This is a genomic window from Komagataeibacter melaceti (genome assembly GCF_003403295.1).
GTDB lineage: Bacteria > Pseudomonadota > Alphaproteobacteria > Acetobacterales > Acetobacteraceae > Komagataeibacter > Komagataeibacter melaceti.
The window spans coordinates 1-24,438 of record NZ_QUWV01000039.1; the positions used below are offsets into that span (position 1 = coordinate 1).

Annotated in this window: 18 protein-coding genes; all 18 read left to right on the plus strand. The window is 66.4% G+C overall.

The window, feature by feature from the left end:
- The first annotated feature begins 202 nt into the window (after positions 1-202).
- Complete coding sequence (locus tag DY926_RS04750; protein WP_116702316.1) at positions 203-2,215, plus strand: peptidoglycan D,D-transpeptidase FtsI family protein; 2,013 nt, start codon at positions 203-205, stop codon at positions 2,213-2,215.
- 6 nt (positions 2,216-2,221) lie between these two features.
- On the plus strand, positions 2,222-3,694 hold the full coding sequence (locus DY926_RS04755) for a UDP-N-acetylmuramoyl-L-alanyl-D-glutamate--2,6-diaminopimelate ligase (protein WP_116702317.1): 1,473 nt from the start codon (positions 2,222-2,224) through the stop codon (positions 3,692-3,694).
- Positions 3,691-5,085 (plus strand): UDP-N-acetylmuramoyl-tripeptide--D-alanyl-D-alanine ligase, encoded by a 1,395-nt coding sequence (locus DY926_RS04760; protein WP_116702318.1) that lies wholly within the window; start codon positions 3,691-3,693, stop codon positions 5,083-5,085. Before DY926_RS04755 ends, DY926_RS04760 begins: the two co-directional genes overlap by 4 nt.
- Entirely contained in the window at positions 5,085-6,176 is a 1,092-nt protein-coding gene (gene mraY / locus DY926_RS04765; protein ID WP_116702319.1) for a phospho-N-acetylmuramoyl-pentapeptide-transferase, read from the plus strand. The genes DY926_RS04760 and mraY overlap by 1 nt, the downstream gene beginning before the upstream one ends.
- Complete coding sequence (murD, locus tag DY926_RS04770) at positions 6,173-7,573, plus strand: UDP-N-acetylmuramoyl-L-alanine--D-glutamate ligase (protein WP_116702320.1); 1,401 nt, start codon at positions 6,173-6,175, stop codon at positions 7,571-7,573. The genes mraY and murD overlap by 4 nt, the downstream gene beginning before the upstream one ends.
- Complete coding sequence (locus DY926_RS04775) at positions 7,570-8,736, plus strand: FtsW/RodA/SpoVE family cell cycle protein (RefSeq protein WP_116702321.1); 1,167 nt, start codon at positions 7,570-7,572, stop codon at positions 8,734-8,736. The genes murD and DY926_RS04775 overlap by 4 nt, the downstream gene beginning before the upstream one ends.
- Positions 8,733-9,848 (plus strand): undecaprenyldiphospho-muramoylpentapeptide beta-N-acetylglucosaminyltransferase, encoded by a 1,116-nt coding sequence (gene murG, locus DY926_RS04780; RefSeq protein WP_116702322.1) that lies wholly within the window; start codon positions 8,733-8,735, stop codon positions 9,846-9,848. The genes DY926_RS04775 and murG overlap by 4 nt, the downstream gene beginning before the upstream one ends.
- A gap of 32 nt (positions 9,849-9,880) precedes the next feature.
- The gene (gene murC, locus DY926_RS04785; RefSeq protein ID WP_116702323.1) at positions 9,881-11,329 is read left to right on the plus strand and encodes a UDP-N-acetylmuramate--L-alanine ligase; all 1,449 of its coding nucleotides are present in this window, start codon (positions 9,881-9,883) and stop codon (positions 11,327-11,329) included.
- Between the two features lie 18 nt (positions 11,330-11,347).
- A complete protein-coding gene (gene murB / locus DY926_RS04790; protein WP_241503069.1) occupies positions 11,348-12,304 on the plus strand; it encodes a UDP-N-acetylmuramate dehydrogenase in 957 nt (318 codons plus the stop codon).
- Positions 12,301-13,242: a D-alanine--D-alanine ligase gene (locus DY926_RS04795; protein ID WP_116702325.1), complete on the plus strand. Its 942-nt coding sequence runs from the start codon at positions 12,301-12,303 to the stop codon at positions 13,240-13,242. Before murB ends, DY926_RS04795 begins: the two co-directional genes overlap by 4 nt.
- Positions 13,239-14,171 (plus strand): cell division protein FtsQ/DivIB, encoded by a 933-nt coding sequence (locus DY926_RS04800; RefSeq protein ID WP_116702326.1) that lies wholly within the window; start codon positions 13,239-13,241, stop codon positions 14,169-14,171. The genes DY926_RS04795 and DY926_RS04800 overlap by 4 nt, the downstream gene beginning before the upstream one ends.
- Positions 14,168-15,571 (plus strand): cell division protein FtsA, encoded by a 1,404-nt coding sequence (gene ftsA / locus DY926_RS04805; RefSeq protein ID WP_241503065.1) that lies wholly within the window; start codon positions 14,168-14,170, stop codon positions 15,569-15,571. The genes DY926_RS04800 and ftsA overlap by 4 nt, the downstream gene beginning before the upstream one ends.
- A gap of 77 nt (positions 15,572-15,648) precedes the next feature.
- Positions 15,649-17,124: a cell division protein FtsZ gene (gene ftsZ / locus DY926_RS04810; RefSeq protein WP_116702328.1), complete on the plus strand. Its 1,476-nt coding sequence runs from the start codon at positions 15,649-15,651 to the stop codon at positions 17,122-17,124.
- A gap of 163 nt (positions 17,125-17,287) precedes the next feature.
- Entirely contained in the window at positions 17,288-18,253 is a 966-nt protein-coding gene (gene lpxC / locus DY926_RS04815; RefSeq protein WP_116702329.1) for a UDP-3-O-acyl-N-acetylglucosamine deacetylase, read from the plus strand.
- An 81-nt stretch (positions 18,254-18,334) separates the two neighbouring features.
- Positions 18,335-19,219 (plus strand): outer membrane protein assembly factor BamD, encoded by an 885-nt coding sequence (locus DY926_RS04820; protein WP_116702330.1) that lies wholly within the window; start codon positions 18,335-18,337, stop codon positions 19,217-19,219.
- 36 nt (positions 19,220-19,255) lie between these two features.
- Positions 19,256-20,977, plus strand: coding sequence for a DNA repair protein RecN (gene recN / locus DY926_RS04825; protein WP_116702331.1), 1,722 nt, complete (start codon positions 19,256-19,258; stop codon positions 20,975-20,977).
- 1 nt (position 20,978) lies between these two features.
- On the plus strand, positions 20,979-23,129 hold the full coding sequence (gene ligA, locus DY926_RS04830; protein WP_116702332.1) for an NAD-dependent DNA ligase LigA: 2,151 nt from the start codon (positions 20,979-20,981) through the stop codon (positions 23,127-23,129).
- A gap of 166 nt (positions 23,130-23,295) precedes the next feature.
- Positions 23,296-24,426, plus strand: a complete 1,131-nt coding sequence (locus DY926_RS04835; RefSeq protein WP_116702333.1) for a BMP family ABC transporter substrate-binding protein — start codon at positions 23,296-23,298, stop codon at positions 24,424-24,426.
- Positions 24,427-24,438 lie beyond the last annotated feature (12 nt).

Consider the following 24,438-nt stretch of genomic DNA (forward strand, 5'->3'; position numbering starts at 1 on the left):
GCGTGATACGGTCATTCCCCCCGCCCCCGCCTACCACGCCCGGACTTCGGGCATAGCGGATGTGGCATGGCGTTCGCCCCCCGTGTCGCATATGGGCGGCACATCTCTGGGCACGCCGCATGTCAGCGCCCTGCCACCGCCAGTGCCGGTCAGCAACTGACCTGATTTTCCCTTTCTACCGGCTTTCCGGCCCGGAACACGCATGAACAACCCGATCCACGACCGACGCGACGGAGGCGAACAGGCTTCCTTCCCTATGGGGGGGAGCCTGCGCGCGCTCATGGCGCAGGACCGGATGCATGCGCGGCTGCTGGTTCTGGCCGGGGTGTTTTTCGTGCTGTTTTCGGCCATCAGCCTCAAGCTGACCATGGCCACCATCATCTGGCCCATGCCGCCCCAGCAGCAGCAGATCGCGCCACAGGTTCCCCCCATCCCCAAAAGCGACCCCAAGGGCATGATCGCGGGCGATGTGGCGCTGCCGCAGGTGCATCGGGCCTCGGTCATTGACCGCAACGGACAGGTTCTGGCCATGTCGCTGCCGGTGGCGCAGGTCTATGCCAACCCGCTGGAAATGATCGACCCCGCCGATGCGGCCCACAGGCTCAAGACGGTGCTGCCCACCCTGAACGAGGAAGACACAAAGCGCCGCCTGTCGCTGAACAAGCAGTTCGTCTATCTGGCGCGCGACATTTCCCCCGCGCAGGAACTGGCCGTCAACAACCTCGGCATCCCCGGCGTGTATTTCGAACCCGGTGAGCGGCGGCGCTACCCCATGGGGCGGGTGGCGGCCCATATCCTTGGCGGCGTGGACATTGACGACCACGGCGTAGCTGGCATCGAGCGTTATTTCGACCAGCGGCTGGACAGTGACCGCACGCCCCTGCGCCTGTCACTGGATGTGCGGGTGCAGAACGTGGTGCATGACGAACTGCAATCCGCCATGGATACGTTCCAGGCCATCGGGGCGTGCGCCATCGTGATGGACGTGCGTACCGGCGAGGTCATTAGCATGGTCAGCCTGCCGGATTATGACGCCAATGATTTTGGCCGGGCCGCACCCGATTCACGCTTCAACCGCGCCGTGACGGGCATGTACGAGCCCGGTTCGACCTTCAAGCTCCAGACCACCGCCATGGCGCTGCAGGATGGTGTCGCCCATATATGGGACCGCTTTTCCAGCATACCCATCAAGATCGGCCGCTTCACCATTTCGGACATGAAATCCGACCATTTCGACCCGTGGCTGTCGCTGCCGGAAGTCATGGCCTATTCCTCCAACCCGGCGGCAGCGCATATCGCGCTGGACGCGGGGGCAGCGCGCCAGCAGGACTGGTTGCGGCGGATGGGCTTCTTCTCCCGCGTGCCGATCGAACTGCCGGAGGCCGGGCGGCCCATCGTGCCCTCCGTACGCAACTGGGGTGTTTCCACCACCATGACGGTGGCCTTCGGCCATGGCATGGCGGAACCGCCGCTCTCCATCGTGCGGGGCACGGCGGCTACCGCCAATGGCGGGTTCCTGCTCAAACCGACCCTGCTCGCGCATGAAAGCACGCCCGCTGGCGCCACCACGCCGGATGCGGACATCACGCCGCCACCCGATGCCGAGCGCCTGATTTCCGCCGCCAACTCGGACATCCTGCGCCGTATCCTGCGGCTGGACGTGGCCAAGGGCACGGGGCAGAAAGCGGAATCCGTCGGGTATTACGTAGGCGGCAAGACCGGCACGGCTGAAAAGATCGGCCCGCATGGGGGCTATCTCAAGCACGTCAACGTCTCCGCCTTTACCGGTATCTTCCCCATGAACGCGCCGCGTTACGCCATCTATGTCATGCTCGACAGCCCCAAGCCGACCGCGCAGACCCATGGCTGGACCACGGCGGGGTGGAACGCCGCCCCCACGGCGGCACAGATGATCACGCGCATCGCCCCCCTGATGGGCCTGTTCCCCGATACGCAGCATGCCGCCGCGATCGAGGCGGAACTGGCCATTCCCATGCGGCCCGCCGTGCCGCGTGGCTACCGCGCGCTGGGGCCGGGCTACGACCCCGGCACCGAACACCTGCACGAACACGAGCATGAATCCGCTGCCCCCTCCGCCCGCCGCGCGCACGCCGCGCATGGCGCAACCGACACCGCCCAGGCGCCTGCCCGCACGCTTCATGTGCGCAACGACACCAGCCACCCGCCCGCGCAACGCCCGAGCGACAGGGGATAGCACGACATGCACCTGCCTGAACTCCTGCGCCGCGCGGGTACGGACATCACGCTCCCGCCCGCCGCTGACCGCCTGAACATTACCGGCATCTCGGCTGACAGCCGCGCCATCCGCTCCGGCATGATCTTCGCGGCGCTGCGCGGCACGCATGCCGATGGGCGGGCCTATATCATGCAGGCCATCGCCGCCGGGGCCGCCGCCGTGCTGCTGGAAGCCGACCCGGCCTTTTCCCCGCCGGCAGGGTTACCGGTACTGTTCACGCAGGATGCACGCCGCGCACTGACCCTGATCGCACGCGCCCTGACCCGCCGCCTGCCCCGCCACATCGCCGCCGTAACCGGCACCAATGGCAAGACCAGCACCGTGGAATTCCTGCGCCAGATCTGGGCGCTGCAGGGGCTGAAGGCGGGCACGATCGGCACGCTGGGCGCTGTCGCCCCCTGCCCCCTGCCCGATTGCGGGCCGGTGCTGACCACGCCGGACAGTGTCGGGCTCATGCACCTGCTGGGGGCCATGGCGCAGGCGGGTGTCGAGCATGTAGCACTCGAGGCTTCATCCCACGGGCTGGAACAGCGCAGGCTGGACGGGATCACCCCCTATGCGGCGGGGTTCAGCAACCTGACGCGCGACCACCTGGACTATCACGGCAGCGCCGATGCCTACCGCGCGGCAAAGCTGCGCCTGTTCGACACCATCCTGCCCGAAGGCGGCATTGCCGCCATGAATGCCGACATGGATGAGACAACCGGCGCGGCAATCCGTGAAATCGCGCGGCGCCGCAACCTCGTCCTGCGCACCACCGGCACCCGGGGCGAGAGCCTGCGCCTGCTGGCCGCACACCCCACGCCCACCGGGCAGGACCTGCACCTGGCCACGCCTTCCGGCCGGCATGAGGTGTCGGTGCCACTGGTCGGGCGGTTCCAGGTTGACAACATCCTGCTGGCCGCCGCCATGGCGGGCCCGGCCGATGATGCCCCTGACCGGGCGATTGGCCTACTGGAACACCTGCATGGCGTGCGCGGACGCATGGAGCGTGTGGCCGTGCTGCCCAGCGGGGCTGCGGCCTATGTCGATTACGCCCATACGCCAGATGCCATCGCGCGCCTGCTCCAGTCGCTCCGCCCGCATACGCGCGGCAGGCTGGTCATCGTAATGGGTGCAGGCGGCGACAGGGACCGGGGCAAGCGCCCCGTGATGGGGGAGACGGCCACCCGCCTTGCCGACCGGGTCATCGTGACGGACGACAACCCGCGCACCGAAATACCGGCCACCATCCGCGCCGAAATACTGGCCGCCGCCCCCAACGCACTGGAAGTGGGCGACCGCCGCGCCGCTATCGCCACCGGGCTGGACATGCTGGAAGAAGGGGACGTGCTGGTCGTGGCGGGCAAGGGCCACGAACAGGGACAGATTATTGGCCGCGAGAGCCTGCCATTTGACGACGCCACGGTGATCCGTGGCCTGACGGGGACTGAATGACACTGTTATGGAGCCGCGCGGACCTGCTGGCCGCGACATCGGGGCGTTTTCCATCCTCCACATCATCGGACATCGCCGGGACAGGCGTATCCATCGACACCCGCACCCTCAGGCCCGGTGACGTGTTCATCGCCCTGCGCGGTGAACGCAGCAACGGGCATGAACATGTCGCCGCCGCCCTGCATGCGGGCGCGGGCGCCGTGGTGGTGCATGAGCCCTGCGGCGTTGATGACCCGCGCATCCTGCACGTGGCCGACACGCTTGACGCCCTGCGCGACATGGCCCGCTTCGCGCGCGCGCGCTTTGCGGGGCGCATGGTCGGGGTGACGGGCAGCGTGGGCAAGACATCGGTCAAGGACATGCTGCGCCATGCGCTGCAGGCCTGCGGGCCGACGCATTACGCCGTGGCGTCATACAACAACCACTGGGGCGTGCCGCTCACCCTTGCCCGCCTGCCTGCCTCCGCCGCCTACTGCGTGTGCGAGATCGGCATGAACCATGTGGGCGAGATCCTGCCGCTGGCGCGCATGGTGCGCCCGGATGTGGCGGTCATCACCACGGTTGCGTCCTCCCATCTCGGGCTTATGGGCAGCATGGACGCCATTGCGCGCGAGAAGGCGGAAATCCTGTGCGCGCTGCCCGCGGGGGGCACCGGCATCATCCCTGATGGCATTACGGGCGAGACCCATTTCATCCACAACGCCGCACAGGCAGGTGCGACGCTGTGGCGCGTGGGCCAAAGCAAGGACTGCCCCGTTTACGCAACCGGGCTGGAGCATGACGCACAGGGCAGCGGGTTCGAGATGCACCTGCCCCACTGGCAGGGCAAGGTGCGCGTCAACGCGCCGGGGCGGCACATGGCGGGCAACGCGATGCTGGCGCTGGCCGCCGCCCATGCCTGCGGCGCGGATATGGACCGTGCCGTGGCGGGTCTGGCCACCTTCGCCCCCGGTGCCGGGCGGGGTGCGATCGCACGCGTGATGCAGGACAAGGTTGCGCTGCTGGATGAAAGCTATAATGCCTCTCCAGATTCCGTGCGTGCGGCCCTCGACCTGCTTGGCCTTGTCGCCACCGGCCGACGAATCGCCGTGCTGGGTGACATGCTTGAACTGGGCACGTTCGCACGGCACGAACACCAAGCCCTTCTCCCTGCCGTCTGCGCGAACGCGGATATTGTCTTCTGTTGCGGCCCGAATATGAAAACACTTTTTGACACCCTGCCTTCTTCCCTACAGGGAGGGTGGACACCCGAATCCGAACAGCTTGCCCCGATGGTGCGCGCGGCCCTGCGCGCGGGTGACACGGTCATGGTCAAGGGAAGCCATGGCAGCCGCATGGGCCATGTCGTCGCCACGCTGCGGATGGATGACGCACGGGTGGGACAGGCCTGATGCTGTATGACCTGTTCCAGCACCACCCGGCCGCCCATACCTCCGTGCTCAACCTGTTCCGCTACATCACCTTCCGCTCCGGGGCGGCATGCATGACCGCACTGGCGATCAGCCTGTGCCTGGGCAACCCGCTGATTGCGGAACTGCGCCGCATCCAGCGCGAGGGCCAGCCGATCCGCAAGCTCGGGCCGGAGCGGCACCTGATTGAAAAGGTCGGCACCCCCACCATGGGTGGCGTGCTGATCCTGCTCTCGCTGTTCGGCTCGACCCTGCTATGGGCCGACCTGCATAACGGTTTCGTCTGGGCGGTAATGCTGACCACACTGGCGTTCGGCGCGGTGGGCTTTGCCGATGATTACCTGAAGCTGTCACGCCGCAATACCGATGGCGTGTCCAAGCGCATGCGGCTGGGGTGTGAATTCGGGGCCTCGCTGATTGGCGGGATCTGGCTGCAAAGCCTGATGCCGCCCGATCTGGCCAATCACCTCGCCTTTCCCTTCGTCAAGGACCTGCTGCTGCCCCTTGGCTACGCCTTCCCGCTTTTCGCCATGATCACGATCACCGGGTTCGGCAACGCCGTGAACTTTACCGACGGGCTGGATGGGCTGGCCATCGTGCCGGTCATTATCGCGGCCCTTGTGTTCGCACTGATTTCCTATCTGGTCGGCAACCACATCTTTGCCGACTACCTGCAACTGCATGCCGTGCCCGGCACGGGGGAGCTGGGGGTGTTCTGTTCGGCGCTGGTGGGGGCCGGGCTTGGCTTCCTGTGGTTCAACGCCCCGCCCGCGGCCGTATTCATGGGCGATACGGGCTCGCTCGCGCTGGGCGGCGCGCTGGGTGCCGTGGCGGTAGCGGTCAAACATGAGCTGGTGCTGTGCATTGTTGGCGGGCTGTTCGTGGTCGAGACGTTTTCCGTCATCATTCAGGTGTTCTGGTACAAGCGCACGGGGCGGCGCGTGTTCCTGATGGCCCCGCTGCACCACCATTTCGAAAAAAAGGGCTGGGCTGAATCCAAGATCGTGATCCGCTTCTGGATCGTGTCCATCGTGCTGGGGCTGTGTGGTCTGGCCACGCTGAAACTGCGGTGAACGGCGCCTTCCCCCCCACCCTGTTCGCTGGCTGCCATTATGGCGTGGTCGGACTGGGCCGTAACGGCAACGCCGCCGTGGCGGCCCTGCTGGCCATGGGGGCCACCGTGCAGGCATGGGATGACCGCGAGGCCGCGCGCGTGGCGCTGCCCGCCCATGCCCGGCTCAGGGTTGCCCCCTTCACCAACATGCTCGGGCTGGCCGGGCTGATCCTCTCCCCCGGTATTGCGCATATCCTGCCCACGCCGCACCCGCTGGCCACGATGGCGCGCGATGCGGGCGTGCCGATCCTGTCGGATGCGGAAATCCTGTACCGCGCCGTACGGGCGGCGGGCAGCCGTGCGCGTTTCGCGGGCATTACCGGCACCAACGGCAAATCCACCACCACCGTCCTGCTGGCCCATATGCTGGCGGCAGGCGGCGTGCCGGTGGCGGCGGGCGGCAATCTTGGCCCCGCTGCCCTGTCGCTGCCGCTACTGCCCGATGATGGCGTGTACGTGCTGGAAATGTCGTCCTATATGCTGGAACGGCTGGACCTGCTTCATTTCGATGCCGCATGCCTGCTGAACCTGAGCCCCGACCATCTGGACCGCCATGGCGACATGGCAGGCTACGTCGCGGCCAAGCTGCATGTATTCGACCACCAGCACGCGGGCGACCTTGCGGTGCTGGGCGCCACCCTGCCCGATCTTGCCACGCTGCGCGGCCGGCTTGCCGCCACGGGCGCGGAAGTGGCCTGCATAAGCGGGGCGGAAGACAGGGCGTGTGACCTGTACTGCACGCCCCATGCCCTGTGTGACCGGCATGGTGTCATCGCGGGCCTTGATGCGGTCCATGAACTGCCTGGCACCCATAACCGCGAGAACGCGGCCGCCGCCACCGCCATGGCGCTCCATCTGGGGCTGGCGCGTGCGGCAGTGGAACCCGCGCTGGTATCCTTTGCCGCCCTTGACCACCGGCAGAAGCTGGTGGGCAGCATTGGGGGCATCCGCTTCATCAATGACAGCAAGGCCACCAATACGGATGCGGCCGCGCGCGCGCTGGCCTGCCATGACCGGATGATCTGGATTGCGGGCGGCACGGCCAAGGCGGGCGGGATCGAGGCACTTGCCCCCTGTTTCAACCGGGTGGCGCTTGCGCTGCTGATCGGGCGCGACGCCCCGGAACTGGCGGGCACGCTGGCGCGGCACGGCATACCCCACCGCATTGTCCATACCCTTGACCGCGCCGTGCCCGAGGCGCTGGAGGCGGCACGCGCGCTGAAGGCGGATGTGGTCATGCTCTCCCCCGCCTGCGCCAGCTTTGACCAGTTCAGCGGGTTTGAGGAACGTGGCGCGCATTTCGCTGCCCTGGTGCGCGGCCTGGCTCCGGCCACGGACGGAACCATGCCCGGATGAGCGGCCTGTCGCGCATAAACACATCGCAGGCAGCGCGATGGTGGCGGAGCATCGACCGGGTGACGCTCATCTGCGTGGGTATCCTGATCGGGTTCGGCTATATCCTGATGCTCGCGGCCAGCCCGGCGGTTGCGGTGCGTATTGGCGCGTCGCGCGACATGTTCATTTTCAAGCAGGTCTGCTTCCTGCTGCTGGCGCTGCTGATCGTCATCGCCACCTCCCTGCTGTCACTGCGCGGCGTCAGGCTGGTGGGGTGGATCGGGTTCGTGCTCGCGCTCGGGGCCACGTTCCTGACACTTGTGCATGGCATCGAGATCAAGGGCGCGCGGCGCTGGATCGCCCTGCCCATGATGTCGGTCCAGCCATCGGAATTCCTCAAGCCCTGCTTTGCCGTGGTCACCGCGTGGCTGCTGACCCAGCGCCGGGGGCGAAAATACTTCCCCGGCCTGCTGGTGGCGTTCGTGCTGTTCGGGCTTGTGCTGCTGCTGCTCAAGTCACAGCCCGATATCGGGATGCTGAGCGTCATCACCACCGTATTCCTGACCCAGCTTTTCATTGACGGGCTGAGCCTGTTCCTGGTGGGGGCGGGCGTGGCCAGCATGGTCGCGGCGTTCATCGGGGCGTATATGGTGTTCCCGCATGTGCGTTCGCGCGTTGAGCGGTTCCTGCACCCGGCGGTGGGCGACCACTACCAGATCGACACCGCCCTGCGCGCGTTCGGCAATGGTGGCCTGCTGGGCCGTGGCCCCGGCGAGGGACGGGTGAAGGACCTGCTGCCCGATGCCCATGCCGACTTCGTGTTCGCCGTGGCGGGCGAGGAGTTCGGCATGCTGATCTGCCTGTTCATCATCGGCGTCTTCGCCACGATGGTCATCCGCACACTGCTCAAGCTGCTGCATGAGAACGACCCCTTCATCGCGGTGGCGACGGCGGGGCTCATGACGGGGTTTGGCCTGCAGGCCTTCGTCAACATGGGGTCCACCCTGCACCTGATCCCGACCAAGGGCATGACGCTGCCATTCATTTCCTATGGCGGGTCGTCAGCCATGTCGGTTGCGCTTACAATCGGCATGGTGCTGGCCCTGACCCGCAACCGGCTGGGTGAAGGGCGGTTCAGCTCCTTCGGCACGCCACCTTCCTCAACGCGGAAAGCATCATCATGACCCGTCACTGCATTGCCGTCGCGGCCGGGGGAACCGGTGGCCATTTCTTCCCCGCCGAGGCACTGGCCTGCGAACTGGTGCGCCGGGGGCATGACATCATCCTCATGACCGACCGCCGCGCGGGCGTGCGTGAAAACGGCATCTTCGCCGGGCGGCAGCAGTTTGTCCTGCCCGGCGCGGGCATTGCGGGGCGTGGCATCGTGCGGGCCGCGCGCGGGGCCATGGCGCTGGCGCGTGGTGTGGTGGCCGCGCGGCATATCCTGCGGCGCATACAGCCCTGCGCCATCATCGGCTTTGGCGGGTATCCGTCCGTGCCGCCGCTGCTGGGCGGCAGCCTGCTGCCCCGTCGCATCCGGCCGCTGCTGTTCGTGCATGAAGGCAATGCGGTGCTGGGCAAGGCCAATGGCTTCCTTGCCCCGCGCATGGACGCCATCGCCACATCCTTTCCGGTGGTGGCGGGTGTGCCCGCAGGCACGCCCACCACGCTGACCGGCATGCCAGTGCGCCCGGACATCACCGCACTTGCGGGCGAAGGCTACAGCCCCTCCAACGGCGTCATCAACCTGCTGGTCTGGGGCGGGTCGCTGGGTGCGCGGGTGTTCAGTGACGTGGTGCCCGCAGCCCTTGCCGCACTGTCCCCGGCCCTGCGCGCACGGCTGCAGGTAACGCAGCAGGCCCGCGCCGAGGATGTCGAGCGCGTGGCGGCGGCGTACCGTGCCGCAGGCATCCCCGCGCGAATCGCCCCGTTCCTGAATGACGTGCCCGAGCGCCTGCGCACGGCACATCTGGTCATTGGCCGGGCGGGCGGTTCCTCGGTCGCGGAACTGACGGTGGCGGGCCGCCCGTCGCTGCTGGTGCCGCTGCCCATTGCCGCGCGTGACGAACAGGGGGCCAATGCCCGCGCGCTGGTGGATGCCGGGGCCGCGTGGATGATCCGCCAGCCCGATTTCACCGCCCCCACGCTGACCGAACGCCTGACCACGCTGCTGGCGGACCGTGACCTGCTGGCCCGCACGGCGCAGGCCGCAGGCCGCCTTGGCCGCCCCGACGCCGCCGCCCGTCTGGCCGACATGATAGAAGCACGCTTGCCTGACCGCACCCACACCGCTTAATTCCGCCTGCGCGAACACGGAGATCCGATTTCATGAGAGCCCTGCCCCTTTCCATTGGCACCATTCATTTTGTCGGCATCGGCGGCATTGGCATGTCCGGCATTGCCGAGGTGCTGCACATGCTGGGCTATGTGGTGCAGGGATCGGACATTGCGGAAAACGCCAATGTCCTGCGCCTGCGCGCCGCCGGTATTCCGGTCACCATCGGCCATGACGCGGCGAACCTTGGCAACGCGCAGGTGGTTGTCACGTCCACCGCCGTGCAGCGCGACAACCCCGAGGTCGTGGCCGCGCGCGCGCGCCTGATCCCGGTGGTGCGCCGGGCGGAAATGCTGGCCGAACTCATGCGCCTGCGCTGGTCGATCGCGGTGGGCGGCACGCATGGCAAGACCACCACCACCAGCCTTGTCGCCGCCGTGCTGGAAGCGGCGAAGCTGGACCCCACGGTCATCAACGGCGGCATCATCGAAGCCTATGGCACCAACACCCGCATGGGATCGGGTGACTGGATGGTGGTCGAGGCCGATGAGAGTGATGGCTCGTTCCTGCGCCTGCCCTCCGTCATTACGGTCGTGACCAACATGGACCCCGAGCATCTGGATCACTGGGGCACGGAGGAGGCCATGCAGGCGGCCTATGACCAGTTCGTGTCCAACATCCCGTTCTATGGCTTCGCGGTGCTGTGCATCGACCACCCCGCCGTGCAGCAGATGATCCCGCGCCTGTCGGACCACCGGATCATCACCTACGGTTTCTCGCCGCAGGCGGATGTGCGCGCCGAAAAGGTGATTACCGACAAGCTGGGGGCGACGTTCGAGGTCGTGATCACCAGCCGCAACCGCAACCGCTCACGCCGCGCGGGGCCGTTCCGCCTGCCCATGCTGGGCCACCACAACGTGCAGAATGCGCTGGCCGCCATTGCGGTGGGCACCGAGATGGAGATTGACGACGCCACCATCCGCTCCGCCTTCGCGGCGTTCCGGGGGGTCAAGCGCCGCTTCACCCGCACGGGCGAGACCGGCGGCATCACCATCATCGACGATTACGGCCACCACCCGGTGGAAATCGCCGCCGTGCTGAAGGCGGCGCGGCAGGCGGGTGCGGGCAACGTGATCGCGGTCATGCAGCCGCACCGTTATTCGCGGCTGAAAACACTGTTCAACGAATTCTGCACCTGCATGAACGATGCGGGCACCGTCATCATCGCCGATGTCTATGCCGCCGGTGAACAGCCGATCGAGGGCATCGACCGTGATGCGCTGGTGGAGGGGCTGCGCGAACGCGGGCACCGTTCCGTCGTGCCGCTGCCGGGGCCGGAACACCTTGCGGAAATGATCAACGCCATTGCCCGACCGGGTGATTTTGTCGTCTGCCTTGGCGCAGGCAGCATCACCAACTGGGCGCAGGCGCTGCCCGAACAACTGGCCGCACTCCAGTCCGGCGCACACCCCGCAGCCCCCCAGAAGGTGGATGCCCATTAAATGAGCGACACCACCCCCATGCCCACCCTGCCCCGCTGGGCGGAGGTTCTGGATACAGAAGCCTGCCGCCCCCGTGGCCGCCTGACCGCGCAGGCACCGCTGGGCGCGCGCACGTGGTTCCGCGTGGGTGGGGCGGCGGAACTCCTGTTCCAGCCCGCCAGCGCGGAAGACCTGGCCCGTGTCCTGCGCTGCCTCCCGCTGGAGGCCCCGGTCCTTGCACTCGGGGCCTGCTCGAACGTGATCGTGCGCGACGGGGGCATTGACGGGCTGGTCATCCGGCTGGCCCGTGGCTTTTCCACCATCACGCGTGATGGGGACGGGCTGATCGTGGGGGCCGCCTGCCTTGACGTGACCGTTGCCGAACACGCGGCGCAGGCCGGGCTTGGGGGGCTTGAATTCCTTGCGGGCATACCCGGCTCGATCGGTGGCGCGGTGGCCATGAACGCCGGGGCCTATGGTTCGGACATGGCCACCGTACTGGACTGGGTGGAGGTGGTGACACGTGACGGCAGGCTGCTGCGCCTGCCCGCCGCATCACTGGATTTCAGCTACCGCCACGCCAGCCTGCCCGCCCATGCCGTGGTGGTGCGCACCCGGCTGAACGCGCAGGAAGCCCCGCCCGCCGCCATCCGCCAGCGTATCGAGGACATCCGCGCCGCGCGTGAGGCATCCCAGCCTGTCCGCGCCCGTACGGGGGGGTCCACCTTCCGCAACCCCGCCCCCGACGAATCCGAGCGCAAGGCGTGGGAACTGATTGACGCCGCCGGGTGCCGTGGCCTGAAGGTGGGCGGCGCCATGATGAGCGAGAAGCACTGCAATTTCATGCTCAATACGGGCAATGCCACCGCAGGCGACCTGGAGCGGCTGGGCGAGACGGTGCGCCAGCGCGTGCATGACCACACCGCCGTCCTGCTGCGCTGGGAAATCCGGCGGATCGGCCGCCCGGTGGTTACCGGTAGGAAAGAAGACGTATGATGCCCCGCAAGATTTCCGTCCTGATGGGCGGCATGTCGGCCGAACGCACGGTCAGCCTGAACAGCGGGCGCAACGTGGCCGAGGCCCTGCGCGGCCGTGGGCATGAGGTACGCTGCATCGACGCGGGCGAAGACCTGCCCTCCATCGTGACCGACCTGCGCGACCATGCGCCCGATGTGGTGTTCAACGCCCTGCACGGCCGCTTTGGCGAGGACGGGTCCATTCAGGGCGTGCTGGACTGGATGGGCATCGCCTACACCCATTCCGGCGTCCGGGCTTCGGCCACCGCCATGAACAAAGATGCCGCACGCACCGTCTTCGCCGCCGCAGGCCTGCCGGTGGCGACCGGGATGATCCTCACCCCCGCCGAACTGGAGGGGGCGGACCCCCTGCCCGCGCCCTATGTGGTCAAGCCGCTGAACGAGGGGTCCTCCGTCGGGGTCGAGATCATTCACCCCGCCAGCAACCGCCGGGCAGAGGTGGCGCGCTCATGGTCCTTCGGCACGCATGTGCTGGTGGAGGAATACGTGCCCGGCCGTGAACTGACCGTGGGCGTGCTTGAAGACCGGGCGCTGACCGTGACCGACATCACGCCCGCAGGCGGGGCCACCAGCTTTTACGACTATCAGGCCAAGTACAACGCAGGCGGTTCCTGCCACCACCTGCCCGCGCGCATCCACCCCGAAGCGTTTGAACAGGCGCGCGAACTGGCGCTGGCCACCCACCGCGCGCTGGGCTGCCGGGGGGCGAGCCGCACGGATTTCCGTTATGATGACACGACCGACCCGGATGCGCCCGGGCGCCTTGTCATTCTGGAAACCAATACACAGCCGGGCATGACGCCCACCTCCCTCCTGCCCGAACAGGCCGCGGCATGTGGCATGGACTACGCCACGCTGTGCGAGTGGATGATTGACCACGCGACCTGCCGTACATGAAGCGACCGGTCGATAGCAGCCACCGGCCCTCCCGGCTCTCGATCTTCCTGCGCCGGCAGAAGCGCCTGCTGCGCCCCATCCTCGTTCTGGTGGTGCTGGCGGGGCTGGGGGCGGCTGGCGTGCTGGCATACCGGCATTTCGGCTCCGACCCGCGCTTTGCGCCGCTGCGCAACCGGATCATCAACATGCTGCCGTTGCGGATAACCGAAATCGACGTGACGGGCTGCGTGCTGACCAGTGAATCCGCATTGCAGGAAGCACTGGGCGTGCGGACGGGGGATTTCATCCTCGGCTTTTCCATGGCTGCCGCGCGCCACCGCATCGATGCGCTGCCCTTTGTCGATCATTCGGTGGTGGAGCGCCACCTGCCGCATACCATCATCATCCACCTGTTCGAACGCCGCCCCTTCGCCGTATGGCAGAATCACGGGCATTTCATGCTGATCGACCGTGAGGGCAACCAGGTGCGCGACCAGGGCATGACCGGCAAGGATGCCGAGGCCTTCATGCAGCTTCCGCTGGTGGTCGGCCCGGACGCCAACACGGCGGCGGCGGCGCTGATAGATGAACTTTCGGCCCAGCCGGAGGTCCGCAGCCATGTGGTGGCCGCTGCGCGCGTGGGCCAGCGCCGGTGGAACCTGACCCTGCGCAACGGCACCACCATCCTGCTGCCCGAGGGGCAGGAAGTCGCGGCCCTGAAGCGGCTTGCACAGATGCAGCAAAGTATAAGAATACTGGACCGTCCGGTTATCGCCATAGACATGCGCCTGCCTGACCGCCTGATCATACGTGAAAACCCGTCCGCCCCGTCGAATGACAACGACAGGGACAAGGGTGACACGCAGCCACAGGCGGCCCCCACGGGGGATCAGGCCCCGGTCGCACCATGGCTTTCCCCCGATACCGGTCCGATACGGAGGCGGGCATGACATATCCAGTGCCGGGAACGGTCCACAAGACCCTTCCCGCAACGCGCGTAACCACACCTTCAGCCCCGGTGCCCGCCATACGTGGGGCGGGCCTGCCCGCGCCTGCCCCCCGTTCCCGCAACGCGGCGGCAGTGGTGGCGGCCGAGGAGCGTGCGCCCACGCGCAGGCTGCGCACCGGGCCGTTCAGCGTGCTGGATATCGGCTCGACCAAAATCGTATGCCTGATCGGCCGGGGGGAGCCGGACAACACGATCCGTATCCTCGGCCATGGCTGGCGGCGTTCGCACGGGGTACGCTCGGGCGGGATTGTTGACCTGCGCGAGGCGGAAAGCGCCATCCGCGCTGCCGTGGCGCAGGCCGAGGACATGGCGACGGAACGCCGGGACTCGATTTTCGTGAACCTGTCCTGCGGCCACCCCGAAAGCCGCCACATCAACGCGCGCTGGCCCATTGGCGGGCGCGAGATCACGAAAACCGATGTCAGCCGCATCATTGCCGAAGGCCGCCTGCGCGCCGTGTCGGAGGGGCGCTCGGCCATCCATACCCTGCCGCTGGATTACGCGGTGGATGACACGCAGGAGGTGCTCGACCCGTGCGGGCACCTGTGCGACCTGCTTTCGGCACGGCTGCATGTGATTGACGCCAACACGACGGCGCTGCGCAACCTTGAGGCCGTGCTGTCGCGCGTGGAACTCAAGATCGAGGGGATGGTCTCATCCCCCCTCGCCTCCGGCCTTGCGGTGATGAACGAGGATGAGCGCAACCTGGGCGCCACGGTGGTGGACATGGGCGGCGGCACCACCTCGATCGGGGTGTTTGGCGACGGACGGCTACTGCACACATCCACGATTCCCGTGGGCGGCCTGCACATCACGCGCGACATCGCGCACGGGCTGTCCACCTCCATCGACAATGCCGAGCGGCTGAAGACCATGCACGGCTCGGCCGAACTGCTGGCCGGGGATGACCATGATCCCATTCTTGTGCAGCTGATCGGTGACAACGACCATCATTATGTCAGAATTCCACGCGCAAGGATTGTCTCGATCATACATCCGCGCGTGGAGGAGACACTGGAAATGGTACGCGACAGGCTGGAAATGGCCGCCGTCGGCCCCGCATCCGACGGGCGGGTGATCCTGACGGGCGGCGGCTCGCTGCTGGAAGGGATCGGACCGATGGCCGCGCGCATCCTCAACCGCCAGGTCCGGCTGGGCCGCCCGCGCCGCATTGTCGGCCTGCCCGAAAACGCGGCGACGTGGCCCATGTTCTCCACCTCGGCGGGGCTGCTGGCCTGGGCGGCCGGCGCCGCCGATGAAATGGGAGAACCCGACACGCGCGACGCCCGCCCGGCGGGCCTGATGCGACGTTTTATGGATTTCATACGCGAAAGGGTATGACATTGTGCAGAAACCCTTTATTGTAATTTAGCCATTCGTATGCCAGCCCGCCTACCCCAATCCATCGGGAGCCAAGCATGACCCTCAACCTGACCATCCCGCAACAGAACCACTCCGATTTCACCCCCCGCATTACGGTGATCGGTGTTGGCGGTGGTGGGACCAATGCGGTGGACAACATGATCCATTCGCAGTTGCAGGGGGTGGAATTCGTTGTCGCCAACACCGATGCCCAGCAGCTTTCCCACAGCAGCGCCGACCGCCGCATCCAGCTTGGCCCGCACCTGACGCAGGGCCTTGGCGCGGGTGCCAAGCCGGAAATCGGGCGCGCGGCGGCAGAAGAAGCCTGCGATGAACTTTCCCGCCACCTTGATGGCGCGCATATGGTGTTCATCACGGCGGGCATGGGCGGCGGCACCGGCACGGGGGCGGCACCCGTCATCGCGCGCATGGCGCGTGAGCGCGGAATCCTGACCGTGGGCGTCGTGACCAAGCCCTTCACGTTCGAAGGGGGACGGCGCGCCAAGTCGGCGGAGGCGGGCATTGCCGAGCTCCAGCAGTTCGTTGATACGCTGATCGTAATTCCCAACCAGAACCTTTTCCGGCTGGCCAATGAGCGCACGAGCTGGAAAGACGCCTTCAAGATGGCGGACAACGTGCTCTACATGGGCGTGCGTGGCGTCACCGATCTCATGATGGCGCCGGGGCTGGTCAACCTCGACTTTGCCGACATCCGCACCATCATGGCCGAGATGGGCAAGGCGATGATGGGCACGGGCGAGGCCGAGGGCGAAAACCGCGCCATCGCCGCCGCCGAGGACGCCATTTCCAACCCGCTGCTTGAAGATACGTCGATGTCGGGTGCGCAGGGCCTGCTCATCAACATCACGGGTGGCGAGGACCTGACCCTGTTCGAGGTTGATCAGGCCGCCAACCGCATCCGTGAGGAAGTGGCGGAAGACGCCAACATCATCTTCGGTTCGGCCATTGATACGTCCCTGAACGGCCGTATCCGCGTGTCCGTAGTGGCGACGGGCATCGACAACCCGCCCTCACGCGCGGCAGCCCAGCCGCCCCAGCAGCCTGCCGAGACCCCGGCCCCTGCGACAGCGGCCCCTGCCGCACCGCAGGCAGCAGCACCCGCGGCCGCCGCCCCGGCAGCCCAGCCTGCCACAGCAGCACCGGGACAGCCCGCTGCCGCCGCACCGCAGGCGGCACACCCGGCGGCCCCGCAGGCGCCCTCCCCCGATGCCGTGCCCCCGCAGGTGGCGCAGCGTGGTTCGCCGCGTTCGCCCCTGTTCACCGAAAGTGCGAAGGCCCCGGCACCCGAGCCGCAGCAGCCCGCGCCGCGCAGCCTGTTCGGAATCGTTACCGGCGCGCTGCGTCGCCACTCCACCCCACCGCAGCCGGAAGCCGCACCGCGCACCGAACCCTCCGTGCAGCAGCAGGCGCCCCAGCAGCCCCAGCCGGAGCAGCAGCAGGCCACGGGCAACCCCACGCCGGATGATGGCGGGCTGGACATTCCGGCATTCCTGCGCCGGCGCTCATCCTGACCATTACATACGCGGCCTGTCCCCTGCGGGCAGGCCGTGAATGCGGTGTTGAATAGGTAACAATAGGCAATAATCCTTGACTGTCCGAAGGGGCAATAACGCAGTAGCATTCATCATGCCATTTACTGCGCATTCCCCTACTCTTCCGCCAAGGATACAGGCAATGGACGGCATGTTGCCGCAGACAGGCGCCCCCTTCATGCCACAATCCCGACATGCCGGGCAGATGCAGCATACCCTGCGCCAGCCGATCAGCAGCGTGGGTACGGGCCTCCATACGGGGGCGCGCATTACCCTGCGCCTGTCACCCGCGCCGGAGAATACCGGCATCGTGTTCCGGCGCGATGATTCGGACCTGCCGCCCCTGCCCGCACGTTACGATACCGTGGTTGATACCCGGCTGAGTACGGTGCTGGCGCATGACCCGCAGGCCGGGGCCGCTGGCCGCATCGCCACGGTGGAACACCTCATGGCCGCGCTGGCGGGATGTGGCATCGACAATGTCTTCATTGATGTAAGCGGGCCGGAAATTCCTGTTTTTGATGGCTCGGCCGCTGAATTCGTCTTCCTGATCGAATGTGCGGGCATCACGGCGCAGGCGGCAGCACGGCGGGAAATCTACATCAACAGGACCGTAAGGGTGGAGGATGGCGACGCCTATGCCGAACTTTCCCCCACGCTGGAGCCGGGACTGCTGATTGATATTTCCATTGATTTCCCGGCCGCGGCCATCGGCCAGCAGCGCTATGCCGCGCGGTTGGAAAGCAGTTGCTTCCACCAGCATCTCAGCACGGCGCGCACCTTTGTGCTGCAGCCTGAAATCGAGCATCTCCATTCCATCGGCCTGGCGCAGGGCGGGTCACTCGACAACGCCATTGTCGTGAATGGCGATCAGGTGCTCAACCCGACGGGTCTGCGCCACCCGGAGGAATTCGTGCGCCACAAGGTTCTGGACGCGATTGGCGACCTGCATCTGGCAGGCGGCGCGATCAATGGCTGTTTCCGTGGCCACAAATCGGGGCATACGCTCAATAACCGCCTGTTGCGCAAGCTGTTTTCCGATCAGGCGAACTGGAGCACGACCCCATCCACCCCGCCTGCGCGCCAGCCACAGATCAAGGCGGCATGATGGGAAGGCCGAAATCAGCACGCGAAGACTTCACCCTCCCCCGGCACATGATATAAAGCTTCCGTAACTGGAAGAGCCGGCATGTTCGCACGCAGATCACGATATACCCCGCAGCCATCGCGCAATGCCAGCCATGCGGCCCGCTGGCTGGCGCTTCTGCCTGTCGCCTCCCTGCTGGCGGCATGCGGCAACAGCGCCAGCAGCATCAATGAACGCGCGCCCCGTGTCGGTTCGGCGGAGACCCTTTATAACAACGGCGTGGATGCCCTGCGCTCCGACCGTTACCTGCTTTCGGTCAACCAGTTCGATACCCTGCAGCGCAACTATCCCTATTCGCCCTACACGGCCAATGCCCAGCTTATGGAAGGCTATGCCAACTACCTGCTGAGCAAATACCCCGAATCCGTGCAGCAGCTTGACCGCTTTCTGGAACTGCACCCGACCAGCGCCGATGCCGCCTATGCCTTCTACCTGCGCGCGCTATGTTATTACGAACAGGTGGCGGATGTGCAGCGTGACCAGCAGGGCACGATCGAGGCCATGGATGCGCTGGAGGAAGTCATCACCCGCTTCCCCCAAAGCCCCTACGCCCGTGATGCGCAGTTGAAGATCGACCTGTGCCGCGACCATCTGGCGGGCAAGGAAATGCTGGTGGGACGCTACTACCAGCAGCAGAACGATTTCCTTGCAGCCGCGGGCCGCTACCAGCGCGTGGTGCAGGATTTCCAGACCACGAACCATGTGCCCGAAGCACTGGAGCGGCTGGTGGAAGTCTATCTGGACATGGGCCTGCTGGAACAGGCCCGCAAGACCGGCGCGGTGCTGGCCTATAACTACCCCAGCAGCAAATGGTACCACGATGCGTATGACCACCTGCGCGCGCACCATCTGCTCAAGGGTGTTGACGCACCGGACCACAAACAGGGCCGCAATATCTTCTCCCGGGCATGGCATTCGATTTTCTGATTTCCGCCAACGGCTTGCGCTGAACAGGAAACCTGCATGCTGACACAGCTCTCGATACGGGATGTGGTCCTGATCGAAAAACTGGATCTGGCCTTTCCCCCCGGCCTGACCGTGCTGACGGGGGAAACGGGGGCCGGGAAATCCATCCTGCTGGACAGCCTTGGCCTGGCGCTGGGGGAACGTGCCAGCGCGTCCCTTGTACGTGCGGGATGCGAACAGGCCAGTGTCAGCGCCTGTTTCGAGATCAGCCCCGCCCACCCGCTGCATGAACTGCTGAATGAGCAGGGCATCTCGGTAGATGATGCGCGTGACCCGATACTGCTGCGCCGTGTCGTGACGACCGATGGGCGTTCGCGCGCCTATATCAACGACCAGCCGGTTGCCGTCAGCCTGCTGCGCCGCGCGGCCACGCTGCTGGTGGAAATTCAGGGCCAGCACGAACAGATGGGGCTGGCGGATCAGGCCACGCATCTAGACCTGCTGGATGCCTTTGGCACCCCGCCAGAACTGCGCGTCCGCACGGCGGCCACCTATCGCCAGTGGATCGAGGCGACGGCGGAGCTGGCTGCAGCACGCGCGGAAATGGAAAATGCCGCGCGTGAGGAAGACTGGCTGCGCCAGGCGGTAGATGATCTGGGCACGCTCGCCCCGCAGGAAGATGAGGAAGCCCAGCTTGCCGGGCTGCGTCAGGCGCTGCAGCAGGGTGAACGCCGGGCGGAAGCCATTGCGGCGGCGCTGGCCGACCTTTCCCCGCGCGACCGACGCTCTCCTGGCCCCGCATCCGCGCTGCGCAATGCCAGCCGCGCGCTGCAACGCCTGCTGCCGGCCCCCACCGACCTGAACCCCGAGGCCGTGGGAGCAGCCGAACAGACCGCCGCGCAGGAAGCGCTCAATGCGCTGGAACGGGCGGAAGAAGCACTGGCCGAGGCCGAAAGCCTGCTCTCCCGCCTCGCTTCGGATGCACAGGCCGACCCGCGCCTGCTGGAACAGACCGAGGAACGCCTGTTCGCCCTGCGCGCGGAAGCCCGCAAGCATGGCGTGTCCGTGCCGGAACTGCCCGGGCTGCTTGCCGCCTTTGTGGAGCGTCTGGGCGCGCTCGACTCCGGCAATGCCCGAATCGAGGCGCTGGAGAAAAAGGTGGCCGAAACCCGTGCCGGTTTCGAGGCCATTGCCCTTGAACTTACCGCCGCGCGTGAAAAGGCGGCCCGCAGGCTGGAACAGGCGGTCATGGCCGAACTGCGCCCCCTGCGGCTGGAACGCGCACGCTTTATCGTCTCGCTCGTACCGCTGGAGGCGGAAGCGTGGAACGCACGTGGCAAGGAACAGGCTTCCTTCCTGATCGCGGCCAACCCCGGCCAGCCGCCGGGACCACTGGCGAAGGTGGCGTCGGGCGGGGAACTCTCTCGCCTCATGCTGGCGCTCAAGGTCGTGCTGGCCGGGCGTTCGGCCATTCCCACACTGGTGTTCGATGAGGTGGATTCCGGCGTGGGCGGCGCCACCGCCAGCGCCATCGGGGAGCGTCTTTATACCGTGGGCCGTAGCGTGCAGGTGCTGGTCGTTACCCACAGCCCGCAGGTCGCCGCACGCGGGGACGCCCATCTGCGCATAAGCAAGAGTGTCAGCCGCGGCCGGACGGAAACCCATGCCGCCCCGCTGGACACACAGGCCCGGCGCGAGGAAATCGCCCGCATGCTTTCTGGTGACACAATTACATCCGCCGCCCGCGCCGCGGCTGACAGCCTGCTGAAAGGGGACTGACATGCCCCCCCAATCCGACGCCGCCCCCTCGCCCGCCGAGGAAGCCCGTAACCTGCTGGCCGACCAGAACACCAGCGCGCAGGACGAAGCGCAGGCCGCCCACGCGCTGGAACGGCTGGCCCGCCTGCTGCCCCAACTGGACGCGGCCTACCACCAGAATGACGCGCCACTTGTCGATGATGCGACATATGACGGGCTGCGCATGCTCAACACCCGGCTGGAGGAACAGTTCCCCGACCTGCGCCGCGCCGACAGCCCGGCACGCAACGTGGGCGCACCGGCATCCGGCCCGTTCCGCCGCCACCGGCACATGGTGCCGATGCTCTCGCTCGACAACGTTTTCGGGCGGGAGGAATTCGATGCCTTCATCAACCGGATCGCCCGCTTCCTTGGCCTGACGGACGCACAGGCGCACGAACTGGCCTTTGTCGCGGAACCCAAGATTGATGGCCTGTCCATCAGCCTGACCTATGAACATGGCGCGTTCATTCGCGGCACCACGCGTGGTGACGGTGCCGAGGGCGAGGACGTAACAGCCAACCTGCGCACGATGGGCGACATTCCCGCCCGGCTGACCGCCCCCTACCCTGACCTGATTGAAATACGCGGCGAGGTGTTCCTGTCCAAACAGGCGTTTCTGGACCTGAACGCGGCGCAGGAAAGTGCGGGGGAAAAACCCTTCGCCAACCCGCGCAACGCCGCCGCTGGTTCGCTGCGCCAGCTTGACCCGGCTGTAACCGCGAAGCGCCCGCTCTCGCTGTTCGCTTATGCCGCCGGTTTCTGCAGCGCACCGCTGGCGGCAACCCACCATGATTACCTCGACCAGCTTGAGGCATGGGGCTTCCGGGTCAATCCGCGTAACCTGCGGGTCCGCAACGCGGCTGAGGCCGAGGCGTTCATGGAGCGCCTGACACGGGAACGCTCGGCGCTGGATTATGACATTGACGGCGTTGTGTACAAGCTCGACGACCGCGGCCTGCAGGAACGCCTTGGCTTTGCTGGGCGTGCGCCGCGCTGGGCGGTGGCGTGGAAATTCCCTGCCGAACAGGCCATCACCCGGCTGGAAAAAATCGAGATCCAGGTGGGCCGCACCGGCGCGCTCACGCCGGTTGCGCACCTGCAGGCCGTCAATGTGGGCGGCGTGATCGTGACCCGCGCCAGCCTGCATAATGAAGACGAGATTACCCGCAAGGACATCCGCGAGGGCGATCTGGTGCATGTCCAGCGCGCGGGCGACGTGATCCCGCAGGTCACCGGCGTTGTACTGCCGCGTGATGCAGAACGTCCCGCCTATGTTTTCAGGCATGTCTGCCCCATCTGCGGGGCGCATGCCGAACGGCCGGAAGGCGAGGTCGTATGGCGCTGCTCGGGCGGGCTGACCTGCCCGGCGCAGGTGGTTGAGCGGCTGATCCATTTCGTATCGCGCGATGCGTTCGATATCGACGGGCTGGGCGACCGTACGATCGTGGAGTTCCATGAACTGGGCTGGCTGCGCACACCGGCCGATATTTTCCGCCTGCCCGCGCATGAGGCGGAAATCGCCAGCCGGGACGGATGGGGCAGGCTCTCGGCCCGCAACCTGGTCAACGCCATCGAGGCACGACGGACAATCGAACTGTCACGGCTGATCTACGCGCTGGGCATCCGCCGCATTGGCATCAACAACGCGCGCCTTCTGGCCCGGCATTACGGATCACTGGCCAACTGGCGCCAACAGATGGAAAAGGCCGCTGTCATCGGCTCGGACGAGCGGCTGGAACTCGGCTCGATCACCGGCATCGGCTCCGCCATTGCCGATGAACTGGTGGCATTCTTTGCCGAACAGCACAACCGCGAAACGCTGGATGACCTCACCGGCGTGCTCACTCAGGTCACGGACGAGGAAATGGTGGCCGAGGGCGCGCTGTCGGGCAAGACCATCGTCTTTACCGGCACCCTCACCACCATGACCCGCCCCGAAGCCCGCGCGGTGGCCGAACGGCTGGGGGCCAGGGTATCGGACAGCGTGTCAAAAAAAACGGATATCGTGGTGCTGGGTGAAAAGGCCGGTTCCAAGGCGCGCAAGGCCACGGAACTGGGCATAACCACCATGGATGAAAGCGGCTGGCGCACGCTGGCGGGCATGCCGCCTGCTACCACGCAGCACGAATAACACCCATCCATACCCATGCGGCACAGTGTGGCCTTGCATGTCCCTGTCGCGTAACGTTTACTACCATAACGAACCCATCACGAAGTAGCAGGAGCAGCCGCACGGGACCAACACGTCATATTGCCGCAACGGGGTGCGGCGTGGATTATCAGGGGGATAGTATCTTATGACAGTTTCAGGGCCGCGGGGGCGGTTACTGACAACACGCCGGAACATGCTGGGCATGACCGGGGCGGCGGGCAGCAGCCTGCTGCTGCCACGCTCCGGCCGTGCCGCGACCGGCCAGCCCGCATGGCGCAGGCCGCTGGCGGAATCGGACGCGGTCATCGCGTTCGCCCATCCGGGGCCGATTACCGATGGGGGCTGGTCCATGGTGCATGACCGGGGCATGCATGCCGTGCGCCGGGCATTCCCGAAACTGCGCACCGTGTATGTGGAAAGCGTGCCCTATTCGGCCGACGCCACGCGAATCTTCCGCCAGTTCGTGGCGGAGGGCGCGCAGATGGTTTTCGCCACGTCGGAATATGGCGACTTCATCAAGGACGTATCGGACCGTGCGCCGGATGTCGCCTTCATGGAAGGTGACGGCTCCACCGTAACCGGCAACCTTGGCTGGTATTACGTCGCGCACTGGTACGCCAGCTACATCATCGGCATCGCGGCGGGGCTCATGACCCGCACGGGCAAGCTCGGCTTTCTGGGGTCATTTCCCATCCCGTCGGTCTATGCCAGCGCCAACGCCACCCTGCTGGGCGCGCAGACCATCAACCCCTCCATTACAATGCAGGCCATCACCACCAATTCCTGGTTCGACCCGCAGGCCGCGACCCAGGGGGCCAGCGCGCTGGCTGATAACGGGTGTGATTTCCTGTGCGGCATCATGGATGAGCCCGCCTACCTGCGCGTGGCCGTGCAGCGCGGGCTGAAGGCGGCGATGTGGAATACCGGTATGCTCAGTTACGGGCCGGATGCCTATGTCAGTTCCGTCACACTGGACTTTGACAGTTTCTATATCGCGCAGGTGCGCAGCCTGCTGGCGGGCACATGGCAGCCCGAAGGCCGTTTCCTGACACTGGGCCACGGCGTGGACCGTGATGACTGGGGACCGACCGTGCCCCCCGCCGTGGCACGGCAGGCGGATGACATGCGCACGCGCCTGCTGGCGGGGTACAACCCGTTCCGTGGCCCGATCCACGACAATCATGGTCGCCTGCGCGTGCCTGCGGGCGTCACGCTGAGCGATGAGGACATCTATCACAGCGACTGGGCTGTGGCGGGAGTATCCGGCCTTGAATAAACCCACCAACCC